The organism is Vibrio breoganii, assembly GCF_001677275.1.
In the GTDB taxonomy this organism is placed as follows: Bacteria; Pseudomonadota; Gammaproteobacteria; order Enterobacterales; family Vibrionaceae; genus Vibrio; species Vibrio breoganii.
Genome location: NZ_CP016178.1, coordinates 1303235 through 1329319 on the forward strand (window position 1 = coordinate 1303235; position 26085 = coordinate 1329319).

Below are 26085 nucleotides of genomic sequence, written 5' to 3' on the forward strand. Positions count from 1 at the left end.
CGTTAATTTATTAGAAATAACAAACCAATTAAAATATTATGTTCTTCTTTTAGATTAATTATATTCAACACTGTTTTCTACACTTTGAATAAAATAATTAAAGAAGTATGACATATATCTCTTACCACCACGCTTCAAACTGAACGCCAAACGTCCAAGAATCCATTTCTTTTGATTGTGTTGCTACGTGTTTACCAAAGCTTTGCTCTTCCCAGTTCGTTTCTGACTCTGCATAAGTCGCATAGAATCGGATATGTGGCACAGTACCAAAGTGTACTTTTTGAGATAAAGTGGCCTTCCAAGATGTGTTGCTATCATCAAAACGATCACTGTTGACCAGTTGGTAACCTAGCTCAACTTCAGTTTGCAGGTACTTGTTCCAGTTGTATTTCGGACGAATACCCGCTGCAAACCAGTCCTTTCCGTCATCGGAAGCGTTATCCATGCTGATGTTCTCGTAGGCAAGAGAGTACTGACAGCTCCAGTCTTCATTAATGGTACAGAAACCGTGGTTCATAATACGGTAACTCGTACCTGGGGTAGTTAGGTTTAGCAGCTCACCTTCACCATCATGCCAACCGCCAACACCGATGCCACCATTCATCTGTACCGTGAAGATATTGTAGGTACCAGCAAAGCTTGCTTTGTGGTTAACGGTAAACATGTAGCCATCACGATCGTAGTTACCTGCTCCTACGTGCTTCTTAATGTCGGTATCGTCGATAATGTACGCGTAGTTAGCACCTAGTGTCAGGTTGCCGCCTAAGAAATCAATGCCATGCACACGGAACTCAGGCATTAGTACCGCAGATCGTCGCGTGCTATCAGGGTTATTGACGTCGTCATAAGCCACATTGTTATAGACTGTCGCAAAGTCCATTAGCACACTGCCCGCTTCGATATCACGTAGTCCGAAACCACGGCCACTGTTATCCCAGTATTTAAAGTCCAGCATATCATCGGCAATATTTCGCGTGTATCGTTGACCAGCCCAGATACTCGTTTTATCGCTGCCTAAGATGCCGTACATCTGCCCCCATGCTTGCATAATGGTAAATGAGTTAGAACGCGTTTCAGGGTTGTGCCAGGTACCCATCATAAAGCCAATTTCAGCGCGCTCTGGACCGTTTTCATACATGTCGTGACGCACGCCTAATTCTGCCCAGTCATCCTCATTACCTAGGCGATATTTATTGGGTGCGCCTTCAGCACGAATATAATCTGGGTGACCATTGCCTTTTTCCCCATCTGGAGATACGTGCATGCCAGCACGGGCATATCCAAAGAAATCTGTTGAGGCTTGAGCGCCAAAAGAAAAACAGACAGCAAGGGCAATAAGAGACTTATTTACAAAGTTAGTTTTCATTGTTTATCCATTATGTTTAGGTATAGAGAGTCCCTAGCCTTGAATAATATTCAAGGCTTTGGTTATTTATTTTATTATTATATTTTTGAGGTTTTTATATTCAGAGATTTTTTTAGTTGTTACGCCACCTTATATTTGCCAAAACAGCTTCAAGATTCCCACCAGTTGATATATTAAATAACCGATCAAATTCACAATTATCATTTAATACTATTTCTTTCGCAGGAATACTAATTTCAACAAAGCTATCTATATTTTTTAATTGACCACTTATATCTACTTCTCTATCAATATCTGAGTCTCCGCATTGCACAGAAACCAATACTGGTTCAGTAGGTATATTCTTTATTTTGATATCAAAGGTTAATGACCCATTCTCAATATATTGAGAAAGAGACTCTTTCGCCCCGCCTGTTGCCATAACATAGACATTGGCAGTTTTACCCTGAAACTGTACTTCCATTGCATCTTGCTGTTGCATGTAGTTATAAGGTCTAGTGCTAAAACCATTGAACTGCATTGGGTTATTGCGAGAGATTTCAAAGCCATTATCTTCTCCTTGCAATGATCCCATCAACTGAAAGTCGCCAATGGTAGAGCGAACACCATAGATATGCATAGACTGCTGCTTGCTGACTTCATCGCTCGCTAACGCATCAACAGACAAGTTATCTAAGTCGGTGCTCTGTAAGTTATTAGAGTAATTTAGTCCATAGCCGTAGCTAAATAGCGGCTTATGCTCTCCTTGTGGATCTTGCTCATTAGCGGGTACCTGATAATTAGGAATATGGCTCGCCAGTTTGCTAACACGAGCGCTATTTCTGTGGTTAGGCCAACTAAAAGAAAGCGTTCCTTGGAAGTCATAGTTCACTTCGCCATGCTCATCCCTAAGCAACACATCCGTCATTCCCAACCCTTCACTTCCAGGCAGAAACGCCGCAACAAAGGCATCAGATTTAGCAATTTCACTATTGAGATACAAAGGTCTGCCACTATAGAAGACAGAAATCACCTTTACCCCTGCCTTATGGAGCTTGTCGACAAGCTCACAATCGGCACGATACTTACGTTTTAGGGTGGCAAACTCTAGTGATTGCCATTCTTTGATATCTCCCATCATCTCAGCATAAGGGTCCTCACCAAACGCCACGATAGCCACTTGCTGTTGAGATAAATCAGTCTCTAGATATGGGTCAAAGGTAACGCAATCAGAGTTCAGCTCCGCTTCTAATGCCATGCGCAGTGTAGTTGCGCCAGGAAAATCAGAAAGCTGGTTTTCATCTCCCTGCCAAGTGAGGTTCCACCCACCTGACTGCTTGTTAAGATCATCTGCTGCACTGCCTGTCAGTAGCACTTTTTGGTCGCGCTTTAGGGGCAGTAGCTGATTTTTGTTCTTAAGCAGTACCAGAGATTTTCTTACCGCTTCACGAGCCACTTCTCGATGTTCAGAAGCACCAATCAACGACTGCTTTCCAGCAAGTAAGCGCTCACTAGGTTGAGATTTATTCCATAAACCTGCACGCATTTTTATGCGCAGAATACGTGTAACGGCATCATCAATTCGCGACAGTGCAATGGTGCCATTTTTAACATCGCTGACCGTTTGATGGTAAAGATCGATCCAGTGCTCCTCTTCAGGAACCATCAGTACATCGTTGCCCGCATTGATAGCGTATGTCGCATTACTGTCACTGCACTTGCTGACTTCAGAGTGACCGTGCCAATCGGTAACGACCACCCCATCAAACGCCATTTTTTGCTTTAGCACGTCGGTAAGCAAATACTTACTACCGTGTATCTTGTAGTTGTACTCTGGGCCAGACTCAGGAGCATGATCGTAGTTGCTCTCCTTGCTCCACGTATTAAATGAAGACATCACCACTTGAGCACCGGCTTCCAAGCCGCTGAAATAGCCCATAGCATGGATATTTCGCAGTAGGTCTTCACTGTAGTCGTTGATGCCACGGTCTACACCAAATTGCGTGCCTCCGTCTCCGACCCAGTGCTTCACATTTGACAACACCTTGTAGTCACTTTTCAGCTCCGTTGCATTGCCTTGTAGACCCTTAACCATGCGCCCAGCGTACGCATAAGTGATTTCAGGGTCTTCCGAGTATCCCTCATACACCCTGCCCCATCGCAAATCGCGAGGTGTGGCAACCGTTGGGGCAAACGTCCAATCTAAGCCTGTAGCCGCAACCTCGATAGCCGTGATTTCACCTATCTTTTCAATCAAATCAGGATCGCGAGCGCAACCTAGACCGATATTGTGGGGAAATACCGTCGCGCCAAACACATTGTTATGGCCGTGCACGGCATCCGTTGCCCACATAAAAGGAATGCGAAATGGACGGTCAGCAAACGCCTCTTCTATGGCTAGCCAAAACTCATCGGCTTTATCCGCCCACTCTTGCGCTGAAGAGTACTTATTCTCGTTCGGCCATGCACCGCCGCCATTGAGTATTGAGCCCAGCTTGTACTCTTTTGCCTGCTGTGGGGTCACACCGCGCAAGTTGGGTTGAACCATCTGCCCGATCTTTTCCTCTAGCGTCATCTGCGCAACTATGTCAGCAATAGTCGCTTCCATCGCAGGGTCTTTGGCAATGGCCGAATCTATCTTCGGCCAGTCTGAGAAGTAAGGTGTCTTCAAAGTGTTCATCAGCTACCAATCTGCCTTAACTACACAAATAAATGACAACGAGTGAAATGACCTGGTGCCACCTCCACCGCATCTGGTAAGTACTCACTGCACTCAGCTTTAGCTTGTGGACAGCGAGCGGCGTAAGGGCATCCCTTCTTCTCCGGTGACCACATTGGCGTCTCCATTGAGCGATGCGTCGGGAGCTTCTCATGAATACTACGACTAGGATCAGGCACTGCTGCCAGTAGCAGCTGTGTATAAGGGTGCTGCGGGTTCTGCGTAATATCTTCCGTAGAACCCCACTCCACCATATGACCGCAATAGAGCACAACCGTATCTTCGGCGAAGTAACGCGCTGTCGCGATATCATGAGTGATGTACATGAAGGCCTTGCCCATTTCATGTTTCATCTTGTTCATTAGGTTAAGTACACCAATACGGATTGACACATCCAACATCGATGTCGGCTCATCGGCTAGAATTACCTTGGCACCAATAGCCAGTGTTTTAGCCAAAAACACACGCTGACGCTGACCGCCAGATAACTGGTGCGGGAACTTATCTAGAACCTCTTTCGCCGGCGTTAAGCCCACTTGCTCAAGGATAGAAACAAGGCGTTCTTCCATCTCCTGCCCTGGCTGAAGATCATGATAGATCTTCAAAGGACGCGTTAAGTGATAGCGAATAGTATGCAGTGGATTCAAAGAGCTGAACGGGTCTTGGAATACCATTTGTACGTCGCGGCGATACGCATCTAACTGCTCAGCATCGGTGATTTCATCAATGTTTTGGCCGTGGAAGTAGATACCTCCTTCTGTCGCATTGTGAATCTTGGTCGCAATCTTGGCACTGGTACTCTTACCGCAACCAGACTCTCCCACCACCGCTAGACAACGTCCTTCACGAAGCTTGAAGTCCAGTCCATTTAGAGCGCGAAGGTATTGCTTAGGCCCAAAGAAAGACCCGCCCTTTTTGCGAAAATCGATAGTAAGGTTCTTAGCCTCAAGAACCACTGGATGAGCTTCATCCAACGACTTATTAATTTCTGGATTGATAGCGTTCATTTATACCGCCTCCTCAACAATCTCAATCTTCTCGCCTTCTATAGGCAACGGATGGTGGCATGAAACCCAACGATTCTCGCCAGCGCCTAGCAATCTTGGTGGCGTCGTTCTACAAGTTTCCGTCGCCTTGAAGCAGCGTGGGCTAAAGCGACAACCGGCTGGTACATTTTTCAGATCTAACGGAGTACCTGGGATGCCCTTCATTTCCTGAAGCTCACCATGCAAAGTAGGGAAAGAGTCTCCTAAACCAAAAGCGTATGGGTGCTTAGGCTTACTCAGGATCTCTTTTGACGGAGCAAGCTCCACCAGCTGCCCTGAGTACATGATGCCGATGCGGTCACACAGCTCAACCATCAAGCTCAGGTCGTGAGTGATAAACAAGATAGAGAAGCCAAACTCTTCTTTGAGTTGGTGGACTTTTTGTAAGATCTCGCGCTGAACAACCACATCCAATGCCGTAGTCGGCTCATCCATGATCAATAGCTTCGGCTTTAGCGCTAGCGCCATTGCAATCACCACACGCTGGCGCATACCACCAGAGAACTGGTGCGGGTAATCGAACAGACGCTCGGTCGGAATATCGACAATACGCAGCAACTCTTTTGCCTTCTCAATAGACTCTTCACGGCTTTCTACTAGGCCATGCGCATCAAAGATGTCATGGAATTGGTATTCGATGGTCTTTACTGGGTTTAGACAGTTCATCGCACTTTGAAATACCATTGAGGTATCTTTCCAGCGGAAGTTACGCAGCTCTTCTTCATCCATCTTTAGTACATCATTGCCATCAAACAAGATTTCACCTTCTGAGATCATTGCTGGCGGACGGTGCAGACGCATTAGTGAATAGGCGATGGTGGATTTACCACAACCAGACTCACCGGCTAATCCAAGGATCTCGCCCTCACCAATGTGAAAGCTGACATCGTTGACCGCGCGAACGCGGCCATCAAAGGTGATGTAATCTACAGACAAGTTTTTTACTTCAACTAACTTTTTCATTACGCCTGCTCCACAGTCTTCATTTTTTCAGCTTTTGCCAACTTTGCCGCTTTCTTCTCTTCGCGACGGAAGCGCGCCATGATGCGTTGTGCTTTCAGTTTCGGGTTTGAAATCTCATCAATAGAGAAGTTGATTAGCGCTAAGCCAATGGCTACAGAAGCAAGAGCTATACTTGGTGCTGCAATCTCCCACCATGCTCCAATACGAATCGCTGATGTTTGCTCTGCGTTGTACAGCATGCCACCCCAAGTCACCGTCAATGGGTCACCTAAGCCGATGAACTCTAGCGTTGCCTGAGTCATGATGGCGTAGATAACCGTACCAATGAAGCACGAGGCTAGAATCGACATCATGTTCGGCATGATCTCAGCAAACAACATACGCTTTTTGCTCTCACCCATAACTTCAGCTGCATGAACGAAGTCTCTGTTTCTGATAGCCAGAGTTTGCGAACGCAACACCCTTGCTCCCCATGGCCACGATGTCGCGCCGATAATAACGGCAATAACCAGTGGCGATACTTGGTCTAGGAACGACGCCAACACTAGCATTAGCGGTAGGCTCGGAATTACCATGACCAGGTTAGTAATGAAAGACAGAACGTTATCAACAATGCCGCCAAAGTAGCCTGATGCAATACCAACAATCATTGCCATCACAATCACAAAGGTGCCTGCTGCAAAGCCCACCATCAGTGAGATTCGGCCGCCGTAGAGTAGCTGAGCCCAAACATCACGTCCCATTCGGGTCGTTCCAAGCAGGTTATCTAGGTTTGGCGCTTGGTGTGGTCTCGCTACACGCCCTGTCGGGTCGAACTGGGTCAGCAATGGTGCAAACAGACACATCAAGCAAACCGTAGCTACGATGAATATACCGATAGCCGCTTTTGGGTTATCGAGGAAAAACTGTTTAATTAATTTAAGCGTTTTCATAGTGATGAATCTCTTCTCTTAATCCAATTGAGTACGTAGGCGTGGGTCTAATACGAACAGTAAGCAGTCAGCTACGAAGTTCGCTCCTAGTACCATCACTGTCATAATCAGTAGGTAACCCTGAATCAGTGGGTAATCACGCGCCAGCATGGCTTGGAACATTACTTGGCCTAGGCCTGGATAGTTAAAGATGATTTCGATAATCAACGAGCCGCCAAAGATTGCGCCCACTGACATTGCAAAGGTGGTGATCATCGGCAGAACCGCATTGCGAGCGCCGTATTGCATCATCACTTTTTTGTCTTTCACACCCTTGGCCCACCCCATCACGATGAAGTCTTCACCCAATTGGTTAATCATGTTTGAGCGCATGCCCATCACGTTACCCATACCCAGAGCAACCATACACAACAGCGGTAGAACCAAGTGGTAAGCCACACTGCCAACAAACTCAAAGCTCCAACCTGCGTCAATAGAAGGGTTGTAGGCATACCCTGTTGGGAACCAACCTAGGTTTGAGGCAAATAGGAAGTACATACCAAGCGCCATTACCACTGCAGGCACAGATGAAACAACCACTGAGCTAACCGTAATGACTGAGTCAGTCCATGTACCACGTTTCCACGCTACGTAAATACCCAGCAAAGTCGTGATGGTGTAAGAGACAAGTAGGTAACAACCAACAAGTAGTAGAGTCCAAAGCATGCCGCGACCCAGCACTTCAAACACTGGTTGGAAGAAGCGAGTCGATGTTCCCCACTCACCCGTTAGGATCGAGCCAACATAAGTGATGAACTGCTCGAACAATGGAGTGTTGGTTGAGTAGCCATAAAGCACCTCGAGCGACGCGATAGTTTCTGCACTAATCTGACCGCCGTTCTGAGCCAATCGCGCAAGGAACGATTGGATAGGGTCGCCTGGCATAAGCCTCGGCAAGAAGAAGTTAATGGTCACTGCCGCTAAAAACGCCAGTAGATAAAAGCCAAGTCGGCTAAGAATAAATTTCATTTGAACCTCAATACATCAGTTTCAATATGGGGAATACCACTGTGGGTATTCCCACCTTCAATAGGGTTAAACAGTCAAACCACTAAGTTCTTGGTTTAATGTGCATAACATGAAGAAGCTTGTTTGATTCAAATGGCGCTGGGTGTGCAACTGGGTTCTCAGCATTAAAGAAGCCTGTAAAGCGAGAATCGTTGTACGAATACCAGATCGCGTTGTAGTAAAGCGGTACCTGAATCGCGTTTTCAGCGTAGATGCGCTCAATATGCGAGGAAATCTCACGCTGCTTTTCAGGGTCAATGGTAGTGCTCAGCTCCTCGATCCATGAGTCCAATTCAGCGTTTTCGTAGTTGGTCATTGTTGAGGACCACCATTGTCCGCTCTTAGCAAAGCGAGAGTGCATGGTGTAGTCGTAGAACTTCCAACCTGAAGAAGCGATACTGCCTCCACCAAAGGTCACATCAAAGTTTCCACCGCGCCAGTTTTGGCTATAAGCCTGCACTTCTGGAGTGATTAAGTTCGCGTTTATGCCCGCTTCACGCAGTCCATCGATAGCAATCATGGCGTTGTTCACCATTGCAGACCAACCACTTGGTACTTGCATCAAGAAACGCAGCTCTGAGCCGTCTGGGTTTTCAACAAAGCCATTACCCGTCACATCTTTGTAGCCAGAATCCGCTAGATATTTCTTCGCTTCAACAATGTTATAATCGGTATACTTAGCCCAGGTCTTATCGGCCTCTGCATCACGCCAACTCTCTAGTGAACTCGGCAGGTTAGACGCTGAGTTGCCTAGTTCTACATAACCGTAAGCGCCTAGCTCCTTCATCGCTTCTCGGTCCATTGCCAAGTTAAAGGCCTTTCTAAAATTCACGTCGTTAAACGCTTTTTTTGCACCTTCATTTTTGGTTTGGAAGTTCATGGTGATGCGCACACCATCACCCGATGGGAACCAGTATTTGTTACCCTCAGCTGCGTTCACAAACAAGCGTTCAATGTCAGGTACAAAGATGCCATTCCAGTCTGTTTCACCCTTTGCCATCATCTCAAGTGCAGCGTCACTTGAAGAGTATTGAGGGAACTCTAGGCATTTCACCGCTAGCTCTTCATTCCAGTAATGTTCATTTTGACACTGGATATACACCTGCGGAGTAAATCGTTTTACTTCGGTGAACGGCCCAGTACCCACAGGGTTTCTAACCACTTGCTGAGATGGGTTTTCGATGTCCTTCCAGATATGTTCAGGAACGATCTTTGTCATTAAGATATCGTACTGAGAGAACGCATTAGCTTCGGCCAGATAAATCTTGATCTCGTGATCGTTTACTAGCTCAACCTTCTCTACTGAAGAGCTCAGGCCCGTTACGTCAATGCCTGGGTTTTCACGAGTGTAATTGAAGGTAAACAGTACATCTTTTGCAGAGAACGGTTCGCCATCAGACCAAGTCACACCCTCACGCAGAGTTACAGTTAGTACCTTAAGGTCTTCGCTAACCTCATAGCCGGTTGCTAGCCATGGGTACTCTTTAGTGTCATCCAATAGGTTAAAGATGAACAATGGTTCGTAAGCAAACTCAGCCGAGGATAAACCGCCCAGCCAAGGGTTAAAATTGTGCGTCCATGCAGTTGTAGATTCACTCAGAATTTTCAGGTTCGGAGTGTCAGTGTCTTTAGCATTTACAGCCACAGAGAGGGACATAGAGGCAAGTGCTAAACCAATCAGAGTCTTTTTCATTTTGTAGGCCTTCTATTTTAGCGCGTTATTATTCATTATTATTTTTTGGGGACACCCAGAATTTGCTCGAAATGCGATGTTGCCCTGCATTCAGTTTTGTAAGCAAATATGGGACATGTGTACGTGGTGAAACAAGGTTGCTGTGTATCCTGCAACATTGCCTTGCATCCTTTTGGTGACTGTCTTCGCTGGCGATTAGAGACGTACCATTTGTGCCTCGTAATTCGACCTTAGCATTCACACCTGAAGTCTCTTGCAAGGTTTCACGCTCTTGGTACCAGTTGCTCACTGCGAAACCGGTTTCAACAACCCATGCAGGGCTATCGAGCTCAAAGTCGTGGTGACGAATAGACTCGCCATTTTCCAAAACTTCGATCTTCGTAATTACGCGAATTGAACCACTGCTCCACTCGACCTTGAGTTCATTGTTAGCAACATCAACTTCGTGGTTAAACAGACGCGTTTGCCAATTTGCACCCTCATCGAAGCTAAATGCCAAGATATTGTCACCAAAGCTGAGCATGTTGCTGTATTGCAATGCACCAATATCCGCGCCAAAGCAGGTTGAGTAAGCAAATTTGTTGTATTTATCCACTTGGAACTGTGGCTCAATCTTTCCTGCAAAGTGCACAATACTGTGGCCATTAATACGCTGAGCGATAGAACGCGCAGCCGGCATTGGGTAGATTGTTTTAGTCAGTTTTTGCGGAAGTTCTTCACACTGCCAAAACTCATGAGACTCATCCAATAGCAGAGGGAAGAATGCTTTGAATGCCCAGTACGGTGACGTTGGAGAGTTATAGCCCTCACATACATTCAGGTTTGGGTAGTCGTAGCCACGGCTCATCAGGCCGTCTGCAGTAAAGATTGGCTTATCTTTCCACTGACGAATTTGTCTCGCCCATAAGCCTTTAACCTCACCCATTGGCATTGATTTCACATTGGCAACCGCCGCTGCGCCCCAGAAACCAGAAGTAGCAAAGCGGTACGTTAGAGAGCGACCTTGAGCCAAGCACTCGCCTGTTTCTGCAAACCAGTAAGAAAAGGGTTCACAGTAAGCTTCTGCTCGCTCAAGAAACAACTGCTTAAGTTCCGAGTCTGTATGGTCTAAAACCGTTGCGTACAATAGGCTGTAGAAGTGGATAGCAAAGCCGCCATAGTGGTCAATATTTTCAACCTCACCATCGCCATACCATCCATCACCAAGATAAAAATTCTTTAGTTTATTTAAGTATTTAGCTTCAACATCGATATCCACTAAATCGGCTCGCCCTACCTTACGCAGACCTGCCTGAACCAAAACGGTGAAGAACAGCCAGTTGTTTTGCGGCATTGGACAGTTTTGTATATTCGCAAGCCAAGTCGCTAGATTGTCTTGTACTTCAACAGATAATGGCTCCCAGCCATGCTCAGGAAGAACGGCAAGCAGTAAACCAAAAGCGGCCATTTCAACACTGCGTTGATTGATGCCCTTTGCAGGCCCCCAATACTGTGGGTCTTCTGGGTCTGTACCTTGAGAAATAATCTTGTGATAAAGAGGCCAGTGGTCAAACTTACCGCCCCCTTTCACCATTGGAATAATTCCCCATAGCGGACGTGCGATGCCCTCTAGGCCACTGGCGGACATATCAAAGATTGCGCCACCTTCATCAAAATCAGGATGTGTTCCTTGAGTTTCTAGATAAGGGAGCATTGGTTCAAATAGGTCTAATACAAGCTGTTGGAAATCTTGCTTAGACTGCATTGGGTTTTCAGAAAAACGGGAATAGTACGGCATTAATAATTCCTCTTAATTCCAAAAGAACTGGTTGTGACCAAGAGAGCGCATCACCGCCTCAAAGTAGTAATAATCACCGTAAGGCAACATACCATCAGCCAGATAACTAGTTTCTGGTCCCTTCCTCATCTTGACGAAAGACGCAGCGCCCGAAAGTAGGCCCTCAGCGTGCTCAACTTCTGTTAGGTCGTGATGAATACGTAACGCCGTTAGCATTTTTTCAGCAAACGCGTGGTATTTAGCGGCTTCTTCTAGGCGACCGGCTTTTTTATACACATCAGCCAAGATATAGATACCAGATGCAGTTACTGCGCCAGCAGATGTGTCTTTATATTGAGTTTCGCTCGTTGGTAGGGAGTAATCCCACAACGGAATGTAATCATCAGTAATATGTTCAATCACATAGTCTGCTAGCTTCGCTGAGATATCGGCATACTCTAAGTTGCCCGTGGTTTCAGCCAATTGAGCAAAGCCATGCACAGCCCAAGAATGACCACGGCTCCAACAAGATTCATCAGCAAAGCCTTGTACTGTTTTGCCTTCAATAGGTTCGTTCGTCTTTGGGTCGAAGTTAAACGAGTGATAAGTACTAAAGTCATCACGTACAAGATACTTAAGAGTGGTGTCAGCCTGTTGCAACGCCACTTCTTTAAACGACTCGATGCTGGTTTCTTTGTGAGCCCAAAGCAATAAACCTAGGTTCTGCATGCAATCAATGATGATCTTGCCTTGCACAAATTCAGCATGACCAGGGTTGTTTGGTTGAGCGTTCCACGCGGGTAAATAACGACCATTCCAATTGAAGCGATTACGCAGAGCTTCAGCTGCACGCAATGCCTGAGCTTTTGCTTCACTGCAACCTGTAAGTTTGTAATCAGCAACCGCAGTAAGGCTATATAAGAAGCCCATATCGTGGTCAATCCACATAGGGGTTGCTAGGATCTTCTCCATCTGCACACGTCTCATTCGAGCGCTGTTCTTAAACTTCTCTTCACCAGTCAAGCTGTAAGCAAGCCAAAGCTGACCTGTCCAAAATGAATCTGTCCAGAAGTACTCATCTGGGTAGTGCCAATCGAAGTTGGGTGCACCATTTCCAATCATAGGGTTACGGGTGCCAATACGAGGTAGGTTCCTTTCAATCGAGGCTAGGATGTCCTCTTGAACCTGATAGCGATTATTTTTATTTGTCATGTTCACTCTTTTTATTCAGGAGCCAAATTATCAACTGAGGCGATTATGTATTAGTTGAAATGATAGTGCCGTGAGCAAAATCACAAGATTTAAATATCCCACGCGTGTGAAATATTTCACGCATTCTAAAGTTAGTGAAATTTCTCTTAAGAACGTTTACTATGAGTTTTCCTTAAGCGTTCTGTACCTACTAAAAATGAAAAAAGTGACGATAACTGACTTGTCTGAAATGACAGGTATATCAAGAAGCACCATTTCAAGAGTGCTTAATAACAACCCAAAGGTTGACCCTGAAGTGCGCAAGAAGGTGGAACTTGCCATTGAAGAAAGTGGATACCTAAGAAAGGCATCCAAGGTGAAATATGATGTGCCGATCCGCTCTGTCACCATAGCCACGACGGTTTTGGTGGATACTCCCGATCCGTACTACTCCATCATGATTAATCAATTCCAAGAGCAGTTTCTGCAAATGGGGCTTCAGCCTCAGCTAATCTTGCTCAATGCCTCCATGGGTGATGAGCAAATACTAGAAAAGCTATCAAGCTCAGAATGTGTGTTAATGCTAGGCCCTGAACTGCCCGTTGTTGCCAACGCACTCAAGGATAGAAATATCCCAGTAGTGATGGTCAACGGCTTTGATGTGGATATGCGAATATCCAGTATCTCTCTCGATTATGAATTGGGAGGTGAGCTTGCAGCTAAGTATCTGGTTAATAATGGCCACAAAAATGTAGCTATGTTGACCGCCCAAACAAGGCCTTCTATTCGCAAAAGAACCTATGGTTTTGAGAGAGCGGCACATGAGTATGGTGCTGAAGAAGTCACTGTGATTGATATCTTGCAATACTGCCAAGACACCGACCAAATTGATATCTGCAAAAGTATAAAACTCGGTGAAGCCGGTGCCGACTTTGGAGCTAGTAAGGTATTGCCTCAGATATTAGATAAGGGGCTTTTCAACGGTGCTACAGCGGTATTTTGTTTGTGTGATAGAACTGCTATTTCCCTGCTTGATGAGCTAGAAAAGCGCGGAATTTCCGTTCCTGATGATATGTCGGTAATGGGGTTCGATAACCTATCCATAGGTAAGATGATCAGTCCTGCGTTGAGTTCGATCGGCTGCGATCACAGACTAACCGCGCAAGCTGCAATACAACTTCTTATTCAAGAGTTTAATGAGAATGTAAATGTTGCCAAGCGGGTAAACATGGGCGTTAAGCTCTTCCCTCGCGACTCAGTTAAGTCTCTGTAACTAACCCTGTTTTTGCCACCACAAAAAAGCCCACTCGTTTAGCAAGACGAGTGGGCGTCAATATTCTAAACCTCATAGCCCTCAACGCCTACATCAAGGCTTTAACTCCCCCTTCCCTAGCCCTAGATCATAAAAAGCCAACTTCCTCTTAATTATTCACCCTAAAAGCTCACTATTTGCTCAATAAAGGCACATAATTAATAGGGGGAATATCCGCTGGGGTAGCACGATGAACAAACCAAGAAATGGCCCTTCTCCGAGTAGAAGGCGCTTTTTGCGTGATGCGGCACGCACGGCTGTTGGAGTGGCTTCTGTAGCGACACTCCTAGGTATTCAATCACGACAAAGCCAAGCCGGTGGGTCTGGTGTGCCTATTCGTCCGCCGGGAGCACTGCCTGCAGGGGACTTTGAGGCGGCATGTGTACGATGCGGGCTTTGCGTTCAAGCTTGCCCTTACGACACTCTCAAGCTGTCTACCCTAATGTCCAAGTCTGCTTCTGGTACCCCTTATTTCACCGCTCGGGATATCCCATGCGAAATGTGTGACCACATACCCTGTGTTGTTGCTTGCCCAACGGGTGCTCTTGACCCAGCACTAACCAATATTGACGATGCCTTGATGGGAACAGCCGTACTTATCGACCATGAAACCTGTCTCAATTATCTTGGTTTACGCTGTGATGTTTGTTATCGCGTTTGCCCGTTAATCGACGAAGCCATTACCCTTGAGTACCAACGAAACAACCGCACGGGCATTCACGCCAAAATGATCCCTACAGTGCATTCAGAGTCGTGTACCGGGTGTGGTAAATGTGAACAAGCTTGCGTGCTGCCAATAGCGGCGATCAAGGTGGTACCCACTGAACTGGCTAAGGGTGAGTTAGGACATCACTACAAATTGGGCTGGAAGGGTGATGAAACCATCCCCGTGCCGAGCCTAAAAGAGATGCGGGAGAACAAGTAATGGCTAAAAACCTCGCAAAAGATGCTGGTAAAGAGGCAATAGAAGCACTCGGGTGGTGGCAAACACACCGTTTCCTTATCTATCGCCGTTTGTGCCAAATCTCAATTATGGCCTGTTTCATGCTTGGCCCAACACTCGGCATACTCAAGGGAAATCTCTCATCCAGCTTACTTTTGGATACCATCCCACTTAGCGATCCATTGATTGTCTTGCAAACCCTAGCCACAGGACACATCCCTGAAATGACCACCTTTATTGGTGTGGCGATTGTGGTTGTATTCTACGCAGTGCTAGCGCCAAGGGTATTTTGCGCCTGGGTATGCCCGCTCAATATGGTGACAGATCTGGCGGCTTGGATGAGACGAAAACTCAACCTAAAAGCCAGTTATCGCTGGCCATCAAGCCTTAGATACTGGCTGATCCCGGTGATTCTTATTGGCAGCGCCATTTCTGGAACCACCTTGTGGGCGTGGGTAGATCCCGTCGCGACGTTGCACCGAGGATTAGTTTTTGGCATGGGTGCGGGCTGGATCCTCATCGTATTGGTGTTTCTGCTGGATCTTGTTCTGGTGGAACACGGATGGTGTGGACACTTGTGTCCATTGGGCGCAACTTACGGAGTGATTGGAAGCAAGAGCACGCTGAGAATCACGGCAACAAACCGAGAAGCCTGCACCAAGTGTATGGATTGCTTTTACGTCTGCCCAGAGCCAGAGATACTAAAGCAGCCTCTTAAAGAGGGGGATCGCAGAGTGATGAGCCAAGAATGCATCAGTTGCGGTCGCTGCATTGAAGTGTGCCCCACAAAGGTATTTGAGTTTAAACCACGCGGAGCACAACAGATTCAGGTAAGCACAAAGAGCCCCAGCATCACCAAGTGAGAAGTTAACACAACACTGGTTAAGACGACCCTCAGCTTCTGATAGCTAGGGTTTTCTCGCTTTGGCTCGAACAATAAGTTAAACCCGTGCGCAAGTCCTATCCCAATTAGCAGAGCAACCGGGCTGTGATACGCAAGCAGCCCAAGTCCAATAACAACCAGAGATATTACGTTGGACGCCACCAGCGGCAGAGAGTCAGGCGCTTTTGCGTCGACACATCTTCCCCACACAGCACCCGCCATAAAGAGGGCAATGCCCGCGCTGTACATCAAGAAAGGCATCAAGAAATGAAAAGATGAACCCTCTGCCGAAAAGCCAAAAAGCAGCGGTAAAAAAATGAAGGGAATCAGTCCCATGTAGCCAAGAATAGTAGTCATGTCTTTTGTTACGCATCCAATTGCTAATAGATCAATTACTTACCAGTCTAGTGCACCCACACAATCTGTAGAAGAAAGTCAGCATCCCTTCCCTACTCAACTACAGTTTACAGTGTAAAAACGTCTTCAGCCCATGTGGCAAATGATCACTTGTTTGATAAAACTGGTATCAGTTAACAGGCTCTGTTTAAAGGGAAATTAAATGACCAACCCGCTGGTGCAGCTTCAAAACGCAACTAAGCAGTTTATCGATGGCAAGGAGACACACAGCGTTCTGAATGCGGTGGACTTTTCTCTAAGCCGCGGAGAAAGTATTGCTCTAACTGGAGCCAGTGGTAGTGGAAAAAGCACCTTGCTTAATGTTATCGCGGGGTTTGAGTCCTTAACCGACGGCACCCTCTTGCTTAATGGCATCGATGCAAAAACGTGGCACGACCCACAATGGAGCTTGTTTCGTCATCAGCAGTTAGGTGTGGTATTTCAGCAATTTAACTTACTCACTCCGCTGAATGTTGCGCAGAATATCGCCTTTCCGCTAAGCCTCAGCAAACAGAAATGGAACCCGTGGTGCGATCATCTGGTAGCAAAACTGGAAATCGATACCCTGCTCAGCAGACACGTCGCCTCACTCTCTGGGGGTCAGCAGCAACGAGTTGCTATCGCTAGAGCATTGGCTCACAAACCATCATTACTATTAGCCGATGAACCCACAGGCAACCTAGATCAAAAAGCAGGGTTAGAGGTGATGCAATTGCTCACCGAGATCGCCTCTGAAGGCGACTGCGCAATAGCCTTGGTCACGCACAGTCTTGAATGTGCTGAATTTATGCAACAACGCTTTCATCTAGCCAACGGGCAATTGCATGAATCGCAATAGACTCAGACACGCATGGGTAGTGTTGAAGCTGTTTGTGGCTCACTATCGCCAAGCCCCTTTGCAAGCCACGGCAATCTTGGTGGGCATTATTCTTGCTGTCACCCTATTCGTGGCAGTTCAAGCCATCAATCTCAACGCCAAGCGCAGTTACAGTGAGTCAACGGAGCAGCTCAGTGCACGCGCGCAAAGCATGATTATTCCTTTGTCAGGGCAAGACACCATCCCTGAATCACTGTACTTCGAACTGCGCCAATCTGGCCTTAGCGCGTCCCTACCCATAATTGAGGGGAGAGTGCGAGATGAGCAAGGCCGCCGTTGGACAGTGCAGGGCAGTGAGCTTATTGCAGCCATCACATCAGGGCTGCATTACAACCAAGATAACACGCAAGTGTCTCTGTTTAATGGATCGTTTCCGCTGCCAAGACTGTTAGCTGGCGAGCCCATTGTGATGATGAGTGAGGCACAGGCAGAGCGAATGGGAGTTTCATCACAGCTTGTACTGGACGATGTGAGCGTCGAGGTCGTAGTGCTGCCCGATGAATGGCAACTCGGTAGTCGGTTGCTGATGGATATTGGCTTCGCACAGCAACTTCTCAATAAGCCTTCCAGGCTCAGTTATATCGCCATTTTTAAGCCAACCTCAAACGCCATTACAGACCTTATTCAAGGCAAAGCGCAATGGGTCATCAACACCCAAGAAACCGATCTTGATGCCCTTACAGAAAGCTTTCATTTAAATCTCACCGCAATGAGCCTGCTCGCCTTTATGGTTGGGCTATTTATCGCTTATAACGGCGTGAAATACAGTCTACTGAAACGCAACCGCTTGTTGGTACAGATGAGACAGTCCGGCACTCTAGCGTCTGCTGTTTTGATTGGGCTATTAACTGAATTATTCATACTGGTTGCCATTGGTTCCAGTGTTGGCTTTATCCTTGGGATCCAACTAAGCCACTGGCTTCATCCAACGATCGCTCTCACCCTTGAACAGCTTTATGGTGCCACACTGCTTCCTGGAACTTGGCTGTGGCAATGGTGGATTCAGGCACTGCTACTGACGTTAATCGCAACGTCCATCGCCTGCGTTCAACACTTCAAGCAGCGCATAAATCAGCCCCTTTCTTCGCATGGCGGTTTCTACCAACTGCCAGAAAACAACCAGGCTACCAAGCTATTTATGCTTGGCTGCTTATTATCAATCATCGCATTACTAGGCTTGTGGTTAAGCCAGCACTTTCGCTTCACTATGGCTTGGCTCGGTCTATTTATTGTCTCTATTCCCCTCTATCTGCCCAAAGCGCTTCACCAACTTGCACTATGGAGTGAGAAGCGCACACAAGCAGGTCTCATTCAATATCTGTTTGCTGAATTAAAAGAGCTGATAGCACCGCTGTCACTCGCCATGATGGCACTGCTGCTGGCGGTCACCGCCAATATAGGAATGAACACTTTGGTCGGGAGTTTTGAATACACGTTAAAGCAGTGGTTAGAGCAGCGACTGCACGCCGACATTTATGTCAGTCCCTCACAAAGAGAGATGAGTAATGTCGAAAAAAGGCTAGAGAGCTTTGATGGCATCAGCACTGTGTACAAACAGTACTACGTTGATGATACCACCCAAAACGTACCAATCACGCTAGGGACAAAAGATACCGCCACACTAGAACAAACCATGGTATTCAAGTCATCTGTCGATGACTTTTGGCAGCGCTTCTACGCAGGCGAACTCGCCGCTATCAGTGAGCCAATGGCAGTAACGCTGGATTTAGACTTAGGTGATGCATTGAAGCTAGATAGTCTTCCCAAGCATGCCCTGAGAGTTGGCGCGATATTTCACGATTATGGTACGCCTAAGGGAGAAGTGCTCATTGCCCCGACCCTGTGGTTTGAGCAAGGCTTTACTCCCATCCCCACCAGCTTAGGGGTTAAAGTACATGGCGATAAAGATGCGATGTACCAAGCATTAGAAGAGCAGCTGCAGCTCCACCCTAGCCAGCTCTACGACCAAGCCCAGATAAAGTCTATTGCGCTAGACATATTTAGCCGAACATTCGCTGTGACCAGCGCACTCAATGCGGTGACTTTGATGATTGCCGTGATTGGCTTATTTAGTGCCTGTTATATGTTGCTTGATGCGCGCAAGGCGGCCATTGCTCGGCTTTACGCGCTAGGGGTTAGACGTCGAAACCTGATGGCTATGATGATAGGCCAGATTGCTGCGCTAGTGGCATTTACGCTCGTTATTGCACTGCCGCTGGGAGCCATTGTTGGCTACGTGCTAACCGACATTGTCACCCTGCGCGCCTTTGGTTGGAGCCTAACCTATCTATGGTCTTGGGGGGATGCTATGACGGTGTGCGTTATCACCCTTTTAGTGGCAATCGTGGCGACCTTTTTACCTCTGTGGCGCTTAGTCAACCGCCCCGTAGTCAGTAGCCTACAAAGCGAGGTGCTGTGATGAAGAATTTAACTGTGCTTGCCTTAACCTTATCATCAGTATTGCTTATAGGCTGTGAAGAAAAAGCGCCCGAAAGCCTAGGCAACTGGCTGGGACAAAGCGAGCAAAGCTACACGTCAGTGCTCAAAGGAAAATCGCTTGAATTTCCTCGTGACCATAACGCTCACAGCGACTTCAGACATGAGTGGTGGTACTTAACCGCCAATCTAACCGATGACCAAGGCAAAGCCCTTGGCATACAGTGGACACAGTTTCGTGTTGCGGTAGATCCACAAGAAAAATCGGCTAATGGCGCTTGGCACAGCCAGCAAATGTATATGGCTCATAGCGCCGTCACCACAGATAACCTCCACTATGCCGATGAAAAATGGTCACGGGCACATCCTGAATTGGCTGGCGTAGAAAGCACCCCATTTCGAGTATTCATCGACGATTGGCAGTGGCGCTCATCCACTCAAGAACTGTTCCCAGCAACGCTCAACGCTAAGTCAAAGGCGTTTAGCTATTCGCTCACGCTGACAAGCTCAGCACCCTACCAAAAACAAGGAGATCAAGGGTATAGCGCAAAAAGTGCCGATGGAAGTGTCGCCTCTTACTACTACAGTCAGCCCTTTATTGAGGTGTCAGGTGAGGTCACTATTGACGGTCATCGCCGTAAGGTAACTGGTCAAGGTTGGATAGATAGAGAGTGGAGTTCGCAGTTTCTTTTAGATAATCAGCAAGGCTGGGATTGGTTTGCACTTAGGCTCAGCAAAGAAACCAGCTTAGTGGTTTTTCAATTAAGAGACTCAAGCACTGGCGAGGCAAGCTATGCTCATGCGAAGTTAATGCATGAAGATGGCAGTGGGCAAACTTTCTCAAAGGATGACATAACACTTAAAGCCATAGAGCAAACCACCATAGAAGGTCGCCCATACCCAACCACTTGGCGCGTTCAAATTCCGTCACAACATATCGATTTATCGGTATCAGCACTCAACCCTATGGCAAAAATGCCCCTTACAGTACCCTATTGGGAGGGGCCTGTGAGTATATCGGGCAGTCATTCGGGTAGTGGGTATATGGAGCTTACGGGCTACCGCTAAGCAATAGCCTCTCATGCTTCATACTACCAGCCTACTCCTCGTCATTGCCTACCACTTGCTTACCTGTGTCCATGAGTATATCGACAGGAGACAGTATCACCCCTTTTACCGCTCCCTTGGAGGCTTCCCTTCCAAGGTCCTGACTCTTATCCAGCAGTTCATCTACACTGGCAATAACGACAGGAGCGTCTTTACGCAAAGCTTGCGACTCTGCTAAGACAGCAGGAATAGTCTGTTCACGATATTGCTTAGACTCGATTAATAACGGGGGAACGACGGTCTCTCTATACGCCTGAAGTTCTTTTTGAGTGCTGGGAATCACCGTTTCTCGATATAGAGTTAACTCTTTCTGTATCTGCGGTATTTTTTCATCAACAGACGCTAGTGTTTTATTAGTGCTTTCAATAGCCTTAGTTGCTTGATCTGCAATTTTAACCATCTCAGGAAGCTGCTGATTCACTGCATCTGCGATTGCTAGCCAGTCATCTATCTTTAGCTTTCCAGATAACTCATCTAGTTGTGTGACCATCACAGGAAAGTGCTCAATAACCTGGTCGACTTTGTTGATGACAGAATATATGGAGTATCCTAGATAAAATATTGATACTGCCAGCGTAGCCTGCACGCCTGTCGCTATTGCACTTTTCATACTGTTCCTTAGTTTAGAATGCGATGATCAAATAGTCAGTCACTACACTGAGTGTGATTCTTCCTAATTCTAGCAAACACCACTAGTGCCCCCCATCCAATGACTTGTAGCAACAGTATGAAATACTGGGATACAACCTGAGAGAAGTCAGCGCCCATCTGATTAAGCTTCAAGAAACCTTGAATGGCAGGAGTACTTGGGAACAGGTTGGAAGCCCAAACCAAAGGCTGTGGAATCGACTCTAGTGGCCATATAAAGCCCGCGCTAAACACCAGTGGCATTGAGCTCATTAGCACCAACACCGTCACTAGTTCTCTGCGAGGTACTATCATTCCAAGAAACAGACCTATCATGCAGGCAGAGAGCAAAAATGGCGTACCAAACATGAAGAGTTCAAATGGATTGGCAAGGCGAGATACGGAGTAGTAATCAAAGCTCCAGCCAAAATAGTAAGCGCTCAATACATAGTAGAATCCTGTAAAGCAGACCACACGAGCCAACAATCGAGCCCATGACTCTCGCTTAGCTATGGTGGCCCCAACTATGCCCACGCCCATTACCAATGTCTGCTGGAGTATCAATACAAACACCGCCGGCACAACATAGTTAATGTATCCGCCGGTGACATTGAAGGTGGGTTTCATATTCACATCTATAGAGGCATGGTGTTTGGCCGCGCTCTCAATAGGCTCTCCCTCCATCACCAAACGCGCTACCTTTGCCTGCGCCGCTAAGGTGCCTCCAGCTCTAGCTAAGCCTTCAACTATGGTGCCGTAAACGAGAAAGTAAGACGCATCACCGGCAAAGGAGAGTGTGGGGCTTTTGCCCAACAGCAGGTCTCGATAGAAGTGCTCAGGGATCACGAGAACGCCTCTTACGTCACCGTCTAAAAACTGCTGCTTAGCATGCTTTATGGTATGCGCTCTATCGACGATATGAATCTGAGAGGTGGCATCAACCATTCGCTCTAGATCGTAACTAACCTTGCTCTTGTCCAAGTTCACAACGGTAATATGTTGCTCATTGGGTGTTTGCTTAGCGTACGGTAACGGATACAAGAAGGAATAGAAGACAACCCCTCCGAAGATAGTGAGTACTACCACAGGGTTGGTTAGAATCGCTCTTAACTCAAGCTTGAATATCTCACGCCAACTCATGCTTCAGCCTCTTGTATCTTCTTCGGTGCAAGCTTCATCAGTACAAAAATCAGTAGCAGATAGCCAAGCATAGGGACCAGATAATGGAGTGTTTGCATACTTGACGCGCCGTAGGAAACTTGGCTTATTTGAGCCTCTATGTAGTGGCTTATGGGTAACAAGCTGCGCCAGAATTGAGCCAGAGTAGTCATATCCGTTACCGGAAATGTAATGCCCATAAATGCAAAACCGGGGGCGGTAAATGCACCAGCAAAGCTCAATGCTCTAGCCGCATCATAGGTAATAAAGAAAAACACACAACCCACAAGCATACAGGCAATCACGGTGGCCAGTTGCGCGGCAATCAATACCATGTAGCCCCCTTGCATTGGCCAGTCTAGCCATGCATAAAACCACAACAGATAACCCACACCCAATGCTAAATACAGCGGTATGTAGCAAGATAAAGTCTTTGCCATACAGGCAAGAACCCCTTGCTCGGGCCACTGCTGTAATAGCCCTTCTCGCTTATGCATCGCCAAGGTCAAAATGGTGCCAACCACAATGACAATCTGCCAGATGGCAGGAATGATCGCTGAAACCAAAAACTGCGCGTAGTTGCTATTGAGGTTAAACAATGGGGTGATCTGCGTGCGCACGTTGACCGCTTTCCCCAATGCGCTCTTGACGGTAGCGCCTCCTGCTGACAGGTTCTTTAGGGTCTCTATTTGCGCATCAAAGGTGCCTGCCGAGCGTAGCACAGCCGAATTTACCAACTTACCCACCAAGATGTACTGACTGTTGTAAAACACACTGACTTGCGGAGGATTTGAAAGGTAAATATCGCGGTCAAAGTCACGAGGGATAACCACATAGGCGTAGATATCGCTGCCGCTTAACGCCTTTTTAGCCTCGTACTCACTTTGAAAGTGAGTACTAACCTTCAAGGTATCACTGGCATCTAGGTAGCGAACTAACTGCTGTGAAATCAAGCTTTGCTGATGGTCAACAATAGCAATCGGCAGTGAGCGCGCTATGCCCTGCGAGAATATCCACCACACACTAATGGCCACCAGCACCGGCACCCATGTGATGGAGGCGAATAGCCATTTATCTCGGCGCAGGCGCTGCCACTCAGTGGCAATAAAACCAAGCATGGGGATTACTCAGTCTCGTCTAGCGTTAACACAACACTCATGCCAATGCGAAACTGCTCTGGCTCTTCAACTGGGCGAGCTTCCACTTCAAAGGTGCGCAAGTCAAATCCTTGGCTACTGTCTGTAGCTCTCCAGGTTGCAAAGTCGCCCATGACGGAAATGTGCGCAATGCGAAAGCGAACGTCTTTATTCAGTGCTGGTACAAAGGCGCTGATTTCAGTTCCCTTTTCAAAATGCTGTAACAGGTCTTCGCGGACATTGAATACCGCCCATGAATCCTGCGTATCAACGACGGTTACTACAGGGAAGCCTTGCGGTGCAAGTTCGCCGCTGTGAAGCAATACCTGAGATACCTCGCCATCAAACCAGCTCTCAATTTTTGTATCCGCAACGTATGCTTCTACTTCCGCAACCGCACCTGCAGCCATACGTTCCTTCTCACTGGCGGCTTTCTTGGTCTCAGTGCGCGCGCCCTCTTGTGCTAAAAGGTACATTTGGTAAGCCGCATTCTGGGTATATTTTGCCGCCTGCCATTGGGTAAAGGTCTCATCACGTTTTTGCTCTGCCACTACCCCATCTTGATAAAGGTTATCCACTCGGCGATAGGTCTTTTCCATTAACTCTGCAGCAGCCTTCGCTTTGCGCCACTGGTCACGTGCAGCCGCGATTTGTTGAACTCTCGCTCCATTTTCCGCTTCTTGTGCCAACGCGCCCGCAGCTTCTTGTCCGGCTTTTGCCTGCTCTAACTTAGCCTCAATTTCAGGACTATAGATGGTAAAGATAAGGTCGCCTTTCTTGATGTTATCGCCACTTTTTACGTTGATGGTGTCGATGCGTCCAGGCACTTTAGAAGAGATACTGTATTGCTGTGCGGTCATTTGACCCTGAATGCGGATTGGCTCAGGCTTATAGGCCTCGTAAAAGCCATAACCGACAAGGCCTGCAAGGGCAATCGCAACCACTGCGATTGGTTTCTTAGTTGACATTGTTTTCTCCTTGATTGCCCGCTGTGCTTGAGGATGAGGCTGTAATCGAACGACTTTCATATTGATCAAAGGTGTTCATCTTGCCACTGAGCGCAAGAAGTTTATTCAGTGAAATAAGGTAATTAAAACGAGCCACATGCTGCTGGGTTTGAATGCTGGCTAAATAGAGTTCAGCATCAACTACATCCAATGAATTTGATAACCCCTGACTAAACATCTTTCTACGTAAACGAAGATTTTCTTCAGCGAGATCAATGCTGGTCTCTAAACCCTGTACTTCTTCCAACGACTGCTCAGCTTCCAAATAAGTCTTTTGCACCAATACCGATAAGTCTTGCTTAGCTTGGGCTCGCAGATGAGAAACTTGCAACACGGCGCTGTGGGCCGCTTCAAGCTGACCAGAACGACCACTGTTTTCTAACAGTGGAATACTCACACCAACCCCAACGAACCAATCAGGGGTTAGCTGAGCCGCTAAAGAATCATCCTCATACAAGCTGTAATCACCATACAAATACACATCAGGGTAGTACTTCCCTTTTTGTACATCGGTAAGCCCTTTCGCTTGTTTTTCTTTGGCATCTAAAATAGACAAACCGGGATAACTCGCCAACGTTTCGTTGGTAAAGGCGCTTAATGGTGGCAAGTTATTATTCACAAATAGTTCACTGCTAGGGTTGACCGTTTCTGATTGATTCAAGATTTGAGTCAGTGCACTCACAGCAATTTGTAAGTCTCTCTCAGATTTTTTGCGATCGACTTGCGCTTTCGCTAACGAGGCATCAGCTTGCAGTTTCTCAACACGAGCTATCTGCCCTTGTTGCTGCAGTTTTTCAGCAAATTCCGCATGTTGCTCTAAGCCTTTTTCAACCGATTGATAGGTTTGCACCACTTGTCTAGAGAGCACCACACCAAAATAGTACTTTGCTAGGTCCTCATATCGCGCTTGACGCTCCATTTCTAACTGAGCGCGCGCTTCATCGGTTTGAGCTTCAGCAATCGATTGAGCTGAAATGATCTTCCCGCCGGTAAAGATTGGCCACACCGCTCTTATTGATGAGGTAAACACATCTTTTTCAGCAATGGTTGAATAAGAGTTGGCAAGAAAAGGAATAGAAATAGGCGGCAATGCCGCGGGAGTGGTAATGCTATCGGCTAACTGCTCACCGCTTAAGGTGACATCATCATCAAGGCGAGTGTAATTTGCACTCAAGGTAACCGATGGGAGGTTCAGACTTTTCTTAGCACTTTGTAAGTTCTGGTAGCGATCGACATTCGCCTGCCCTGCCGCTAACGAATTATTTTGCTTTTGCACCACTTGCCAAGCTTGAGAAAAAGATAACTCTTGAGCATATATAGGCAGTGCAACACTACAGGCTAATACCGTGACAATACGTTTAAATTTCAACTTCACACTCTTCCTTGTGGTGTTTACACCTCAAAATTAGAGCATATACTCTAATTTATCTCAGGTATTAAAACAACGAGCCATACAGATATCTGATAAGTGTAGTTGGTTATTACACAATCTTGCGTCAACAAAAAGCGAA

The 26085-nt window shown here is 46.9% G+C and carries 21 protein-coding genes; 6 read left to right on the forward strand and 15 right to left on the reverse strand.

Going from position 1 to position 26085, the window contains the following annotated elements; genetic code table 11:
- Positions 1 to 121: 121 nt before the first annotated feature.
- The 9 genes from A6E01_RS18680 to A6E01_RS18720 form a co-directional block, all read right to left on the reverse strand.
- A complete protein-coding gene (locus tag A6E01_RS18680) occupies positions 122 to 1366 on the reverse strand; it encodes a carbohydrate porin (protein WP_065210986.1) in 1245 nt (414 codons plus the stop codon).
- Positions 1367 to 1478: 112 nt separating this feature from the next.
- Complete coding sequence (locus A6E01_RS18685) at positions 1479 to 4025, reverse strand: glycoside hydrolase family 3 protein (protein ID WP_065210987.1); 2547 nt, start codon at positions 4023 to 4025, stop codon at positions 1479 to 1481.
- Between the two features lie 20 nt (positions 4026 to 4045).
- Complete coding sequence (locus A6E01_RS18690; protein ID WP_017030197.1) at positions 4046 to 5071, reverse strand: ABC transporter ATP-binding protein; 1026 nt, start codon at positions 5069 to 5071, stop codon at positions 4046 to 4048.
- Positions 5072 to 6073, reverse strand: a complete 1002-nt coding sequence (locus A6E01_RS18695) for an ABC transporter ATP-binding protein (protein ID WP_065210988.1) — start codon at positions 6071 to 6073, stop codon at positions 5072 to 5074.
- Positions 6073 to 7005 (reverse strand): ABC transporter permease, encoded by a 933-nt coding sequence (locus tag A6E01_RS18700; RefSeq protein WP_017030199.1) that lies wholly within the window; start codon positions 7003 to 7005, stop codon positions 6073 to 6075. The genes A6E01_RS18695 and A6E01_RS18700 overlap by 1 nt, the downstream gene beginning before the upstream one ends.
- A gap of 18 nt (positions 7006 to 7023) precedes the next feature.
- Positions 7024 to 8013, reverse strand: a complete 990-nt coding sequence (locus A6E01_RS18705) for an ABC transporter permease (protein ID WP_017030200.1) — start codon at positions 8011 to 8013, stop codon at positions 7024 to 7026.
- Between the two features lie 82 nt (positions 8014 to 8095).
- Complete coding sequence (locus A6E01_RS18710) at positions 8096 to 9745, reverse strand: ABC transporter substrate-binding protein (protein ID WP_065210989.1); 1650 nt, start codon at positions 9743 to 9745, stop codon at positions 8096 to 8098.
- Between the two features lie 28 nt (positions 9746 to 9773).
- Positions 9774 to 11522, reverse strand: coding sequence for a DUF2264 domain-containing protein (locus A6E01_RS18715; RefSeq protein WP_065210990.1), 1749 nt, complete (start codon positions 11520 to 11522; stop codon positions 9774 to 9776).
- A gap of 12 nt (positions 11523 to 11534) precedes the next feature.
- Complete coding sequence (locus A6E01_RS18720; RefSeq protein ID WP_065210991.1) at positions 11535 to 12713, reverse strand: glycoside hydrolase family protein; 1179 nt, start codon at positions 12711 to 12713, stop codon at positions 11535 to 11537.
- 196 nt (positions 12714 to 12909) lie between these two features.
- Here A6E01_RS18720 and A6E01_RS18725 point away from each other — a divergent pair, with 196 nt between their 5' ends.
- The 3 genes from A6E01_RS18725 to napH all read left to right on the forward strand — a co-directional run bounded on the left by A6E01_RS18725 (position 12910) and on the right by napH (position 15810).
- Complete coding sequence (locus tag A6E01_RS18725) at positions 12910 to 13965, forward strand: LacI family DNA-binding transcriptional regulator (RefSeq protein ID WP_065210992.1); 1056 nt, start codon at positions 12910 to 12912, stop codon at positions 13963 to 13965.
- 229 nt (positions 13966 to 14194) lie between these two features.
- On the forward strand, positions 14195 to 14929 hold the full coding sequence (gene napG, locus A6E01_RS18730; protein WP_065210993.1) for a ferredoxin-type protein NapG: 735 nt from the start codon (positions 14195 to 14197) through the stop codon (positions 14927 to 14929).
- On the forward strand, positions 14929 to 15810 hold the full coding sequence (gene napH, locus A6E01_RS18735) for a quinol dehydrogenase ferredoxin subunit NapH (protein WP_065210994.1): 882 nt from the start codon (positions 14929 to 14931) through the stop codon (positions 15808 to 15810). The genes napG and napH overlap by 1 nt, the downstream gene beginning before the upstream one ends.
- On the opposite strand, the gene A6E01_RS18740 is transcribed toward napH, so the two are convergent.
- Positions 15774 to 16187, reverse strand: a complete 414-nt coding sequence (locus A6E01_RS18740; RefSeq protein ID WP_065210995.1) for a DUF3429 domain-containing protein — start codon at positions 16185 to 16187, stop codon at positions 15774 to 15776. The genes napH and A6E01_RS18740 overlap by 37 nt on opposite strands.
- Before the next feature lie 202 nt (positions 16188 to 16389).
- Between A6E01_RS18740 and A6E01_RS18745 the strand changes: the two genes are divergently transcribed.
- Genes A6E01_RS18745 through A6E01_RS18755 form a run of 3 tightly spaced genes read left to right on the forward strand, consistent with a single transcriptional unit; the run spans position 16390 to position 20607 of the window.
- Positions 16390 to 17064, forward strand: a complete 675-nt coding sequence (locus A6E01_RS18745; protein ID WP_065210996.1) for an ABC transporter ATP-binding protein — start codon at positions 16390 to 16392, stop codon at positions 17062 to 17064.
- A complete protein-coding gene (locus A6E01_RS18750) occupies positions 17051 to 19522 on the forward strand; it encodes an ABC transporter permease (protein ID WP_065210997.1) in 2472 nt (823 codons plus the stop codon). Before A6E01_RS18745 ends, A6E01_RS18750 begins: the two co-directional genes overlap by 14 nt.
- Complete coding sequence (locus A6E01_RS18755; RefSeq protein ID WP_065210998.1) at positions 19522 to 20607, forward strand: lipocalin-like domain-containing protein; 1086 nt, start codon at positions 19522 to 19524, stop codon at positions 20605 to 20607. Before A6E01_RS18750 ends, A6E01_RS18755 begins: the two co-directional genes overlap by 1 nt.
- Positions 20608 to 20638: 31 nt before the next feature.
- Here the strand turns inward: A6E01_RS18755 and A6E01_RS18760 are convergent, their stop codons facing one another.
- From A6E01_RS18760 to A6E01_RS18780, 5 genes are read right to left on the reverse strand one after another with little or no spacing between them, the layout of a single operon-like run.
- On the reverse strand, positions 20639 to 21256 hold the full coding sequence (locus tag A6E01_RS18760) for a hypothetical protein (RefSeq protein ID WP_065210999.1): 618 nt from the start codon (positions 21254 to 21256) through the stop codon (positions 20639 to 20641).
- A gap of 35 nt (positions 21257 to 21291) precedes the next feature.
- Positions 21292 to 22413, reverse strand: a complete 1122-nt coding sequence (locus A6E01_RS18765) for an ABC transporter permease (RefSeq protein WP_065211000.1) — start codon at positions 22411 to 22413, stop codon at positions 21292 to 21294.
- Complete coding sequence (locus A6E01_RS18770) at positions 22410 to 23549, reverse strand: ABC transporter permease (RefSeq protein ID WP_065211001.1); 1140 nt, start codon at positions 23547 to 23549, stop codon at positions 22410 to 22412. The genes A6E01_RS18765 and A6E01_RS18770 overlap by 4 nt, the downstream gene beginning before the upstream one ends.
- A gap of 5 nt (positions 23550 to 23554) precedes the next feature.
- Entirely contained in the window at positions 23555 to 24535 is a 981-nt protein-coding gene (locus A6E01_RS18775; protein ID WP_065211002.1) for an HlyD family secretion protein, read from the reverse strand.
- Positions 24525 to 25949 (reverse strand): TolC family protein, encoded by a 1425-nt coding sequence (locus tag A6E01_RS18780; RefSeq protein WP_065211003.1) that lies wholly within the window; start codon positions 25947 to 25949, stop codon positions 24525 to 24527. Before A6E01_RS18780 ends, A6E01_RS18775 begins: the two co-directional genes overlap by 11 nt.
- Positions 25950 to 26085: the final 136 nt, after the last annotated feature.

Coding starts and splice junctions, on each gene's coding strand:
- A6E01_RS18700 (WP_017030199.1), bottom strand. CDS start 7,005: ATGAAAACGCTTAAATTAATTAAACAGTTTTTCCTCGATAACCCAAAA.
- A6E01_RS18695 (WP_065210988.1), bottom strand. CDS start 6,073: ATGAAAAAGTTAGTTGAAGTAAAAAACTTGTCTGTAGATTACATCACC.
- A6E01_RS18690 (WP_017030197.1), bottom strand. CDS start 5,071: ATGAACGCTATCAATCCAGAAATTAATAAGTCGTTGGATGAAGCTCAT.
- A6E01_RS18680 (WP_065210986.1), bottom strand. CDS start 1,366: ATGAAAACTAACTTTGTAAATAAGTCTCTTATTGCCCTTGCTGTCTGT.
- A6E01_RS18745 (WP_065210996.1), top strand. CDS start 16,390: ATGACCAACCCGCTGGTGCAGCTTCAAAACGCAACTAAGCAGTTTATC.
- A6E01_RS18770 (WP_065211001.1), bottom strand. CDS start 23,549: ATGCTTGGTTTTATTGCCACTGAGTGGCAGCGCCTGCGCCGAGATAAA.
- A6E01_RS18760 (WP_065210999.1), bottom strand. CDS start 21,256: ATGAAAAGTGCAATAGCGACAGGCGTGCAGGCTACGCTGGCAGTATCA.
- A6E01_RS18755 (WP_065210998.1), top strand. CDS start 19,522: ATGAAGAATTTAACTGTGCTTGCCTTAACCTTATCATCAGTATTGCTT.
- A6E01_RS18710 (WP_065210989.1), bottom strand. CDS start 9,745: ATGAAAAAGACTCTGATTGGTTTAGCACTTGCCTCTATGTCCCTCTCT.
- napH (WP_065210994.1), top strand. CDS start 14,929: ATGGCTAAAAACCTCGCAAAAGATGCTGGTAAAGAGGCAATAGAAGCA.
- A6E01_RS18720 (WP_065210991.1), bottom strand. CDS start 12,713: ATGACAAATAAAAATAATCGCTATCAGGTTCAAGAGGACATCCTAGCC.
- A6E01_RS18705 (WP_017030200.1), bottom strand. CDS start 8,013: ATGAAATTTATTCTTAGCCGACTTGGCTTTTATCTACTGGCGTTTTTA.
- A6E01_RS18740 (WP_065210995.1), bottom strand. CDS start 16,187: ATGACTACTATTCTTGGCTACATGGGACTGATTCCCTTCATTTTTTTA.
- A6E01_RS18715 (WP_065210990.1), bottom strand. CDS start 11,522: ATGCCGTACTATTCCCGTTTTTCTGAAAACCCAATGCAGTCTAAGCAA.
- A6E01_RS18765 (WP_065211000.1), bottom strand. CDS start 22,413: ATGAGTTGGCGTGAGATATTCAAGCTTGAGTTAAGAGCGATTCTAACC.
- A6E01_RS18725 (WP_065210992.1), top strand. CDS start 12,910: ATGAAAAAAGTGACGATAACTGACTTGTCTGAAATGACAGGTATATCA.
- A6E01_RS18750 (WP_065210997.1), top strand. CDS start 17,051: ATGAATCGCAATAGACTCAGACACGCATGGGTAGTGTTGAAGCTGTTT.
- A6E01_RS18775 (WP_065211002.1), bottom strand. CDS start 24,535: ATGTCAACTAAGAAACCAATCGCAGTGGTTGCGATTGCCCTTGCAGGC.
- napG (WP_065210993.1), top strand. CDS start 14,195: ATGAACAAACCAAGAAATGGCCCTTCTCCGAGTAGAAGGCGCTTTTTG.
- A6E01_RS18685 (WP_065210987.1), bottom strand. CDS start 4,025: ATGAACACTTTGAAGACACCTTACTTCTCAGACTGGCCGAAGATAGAT.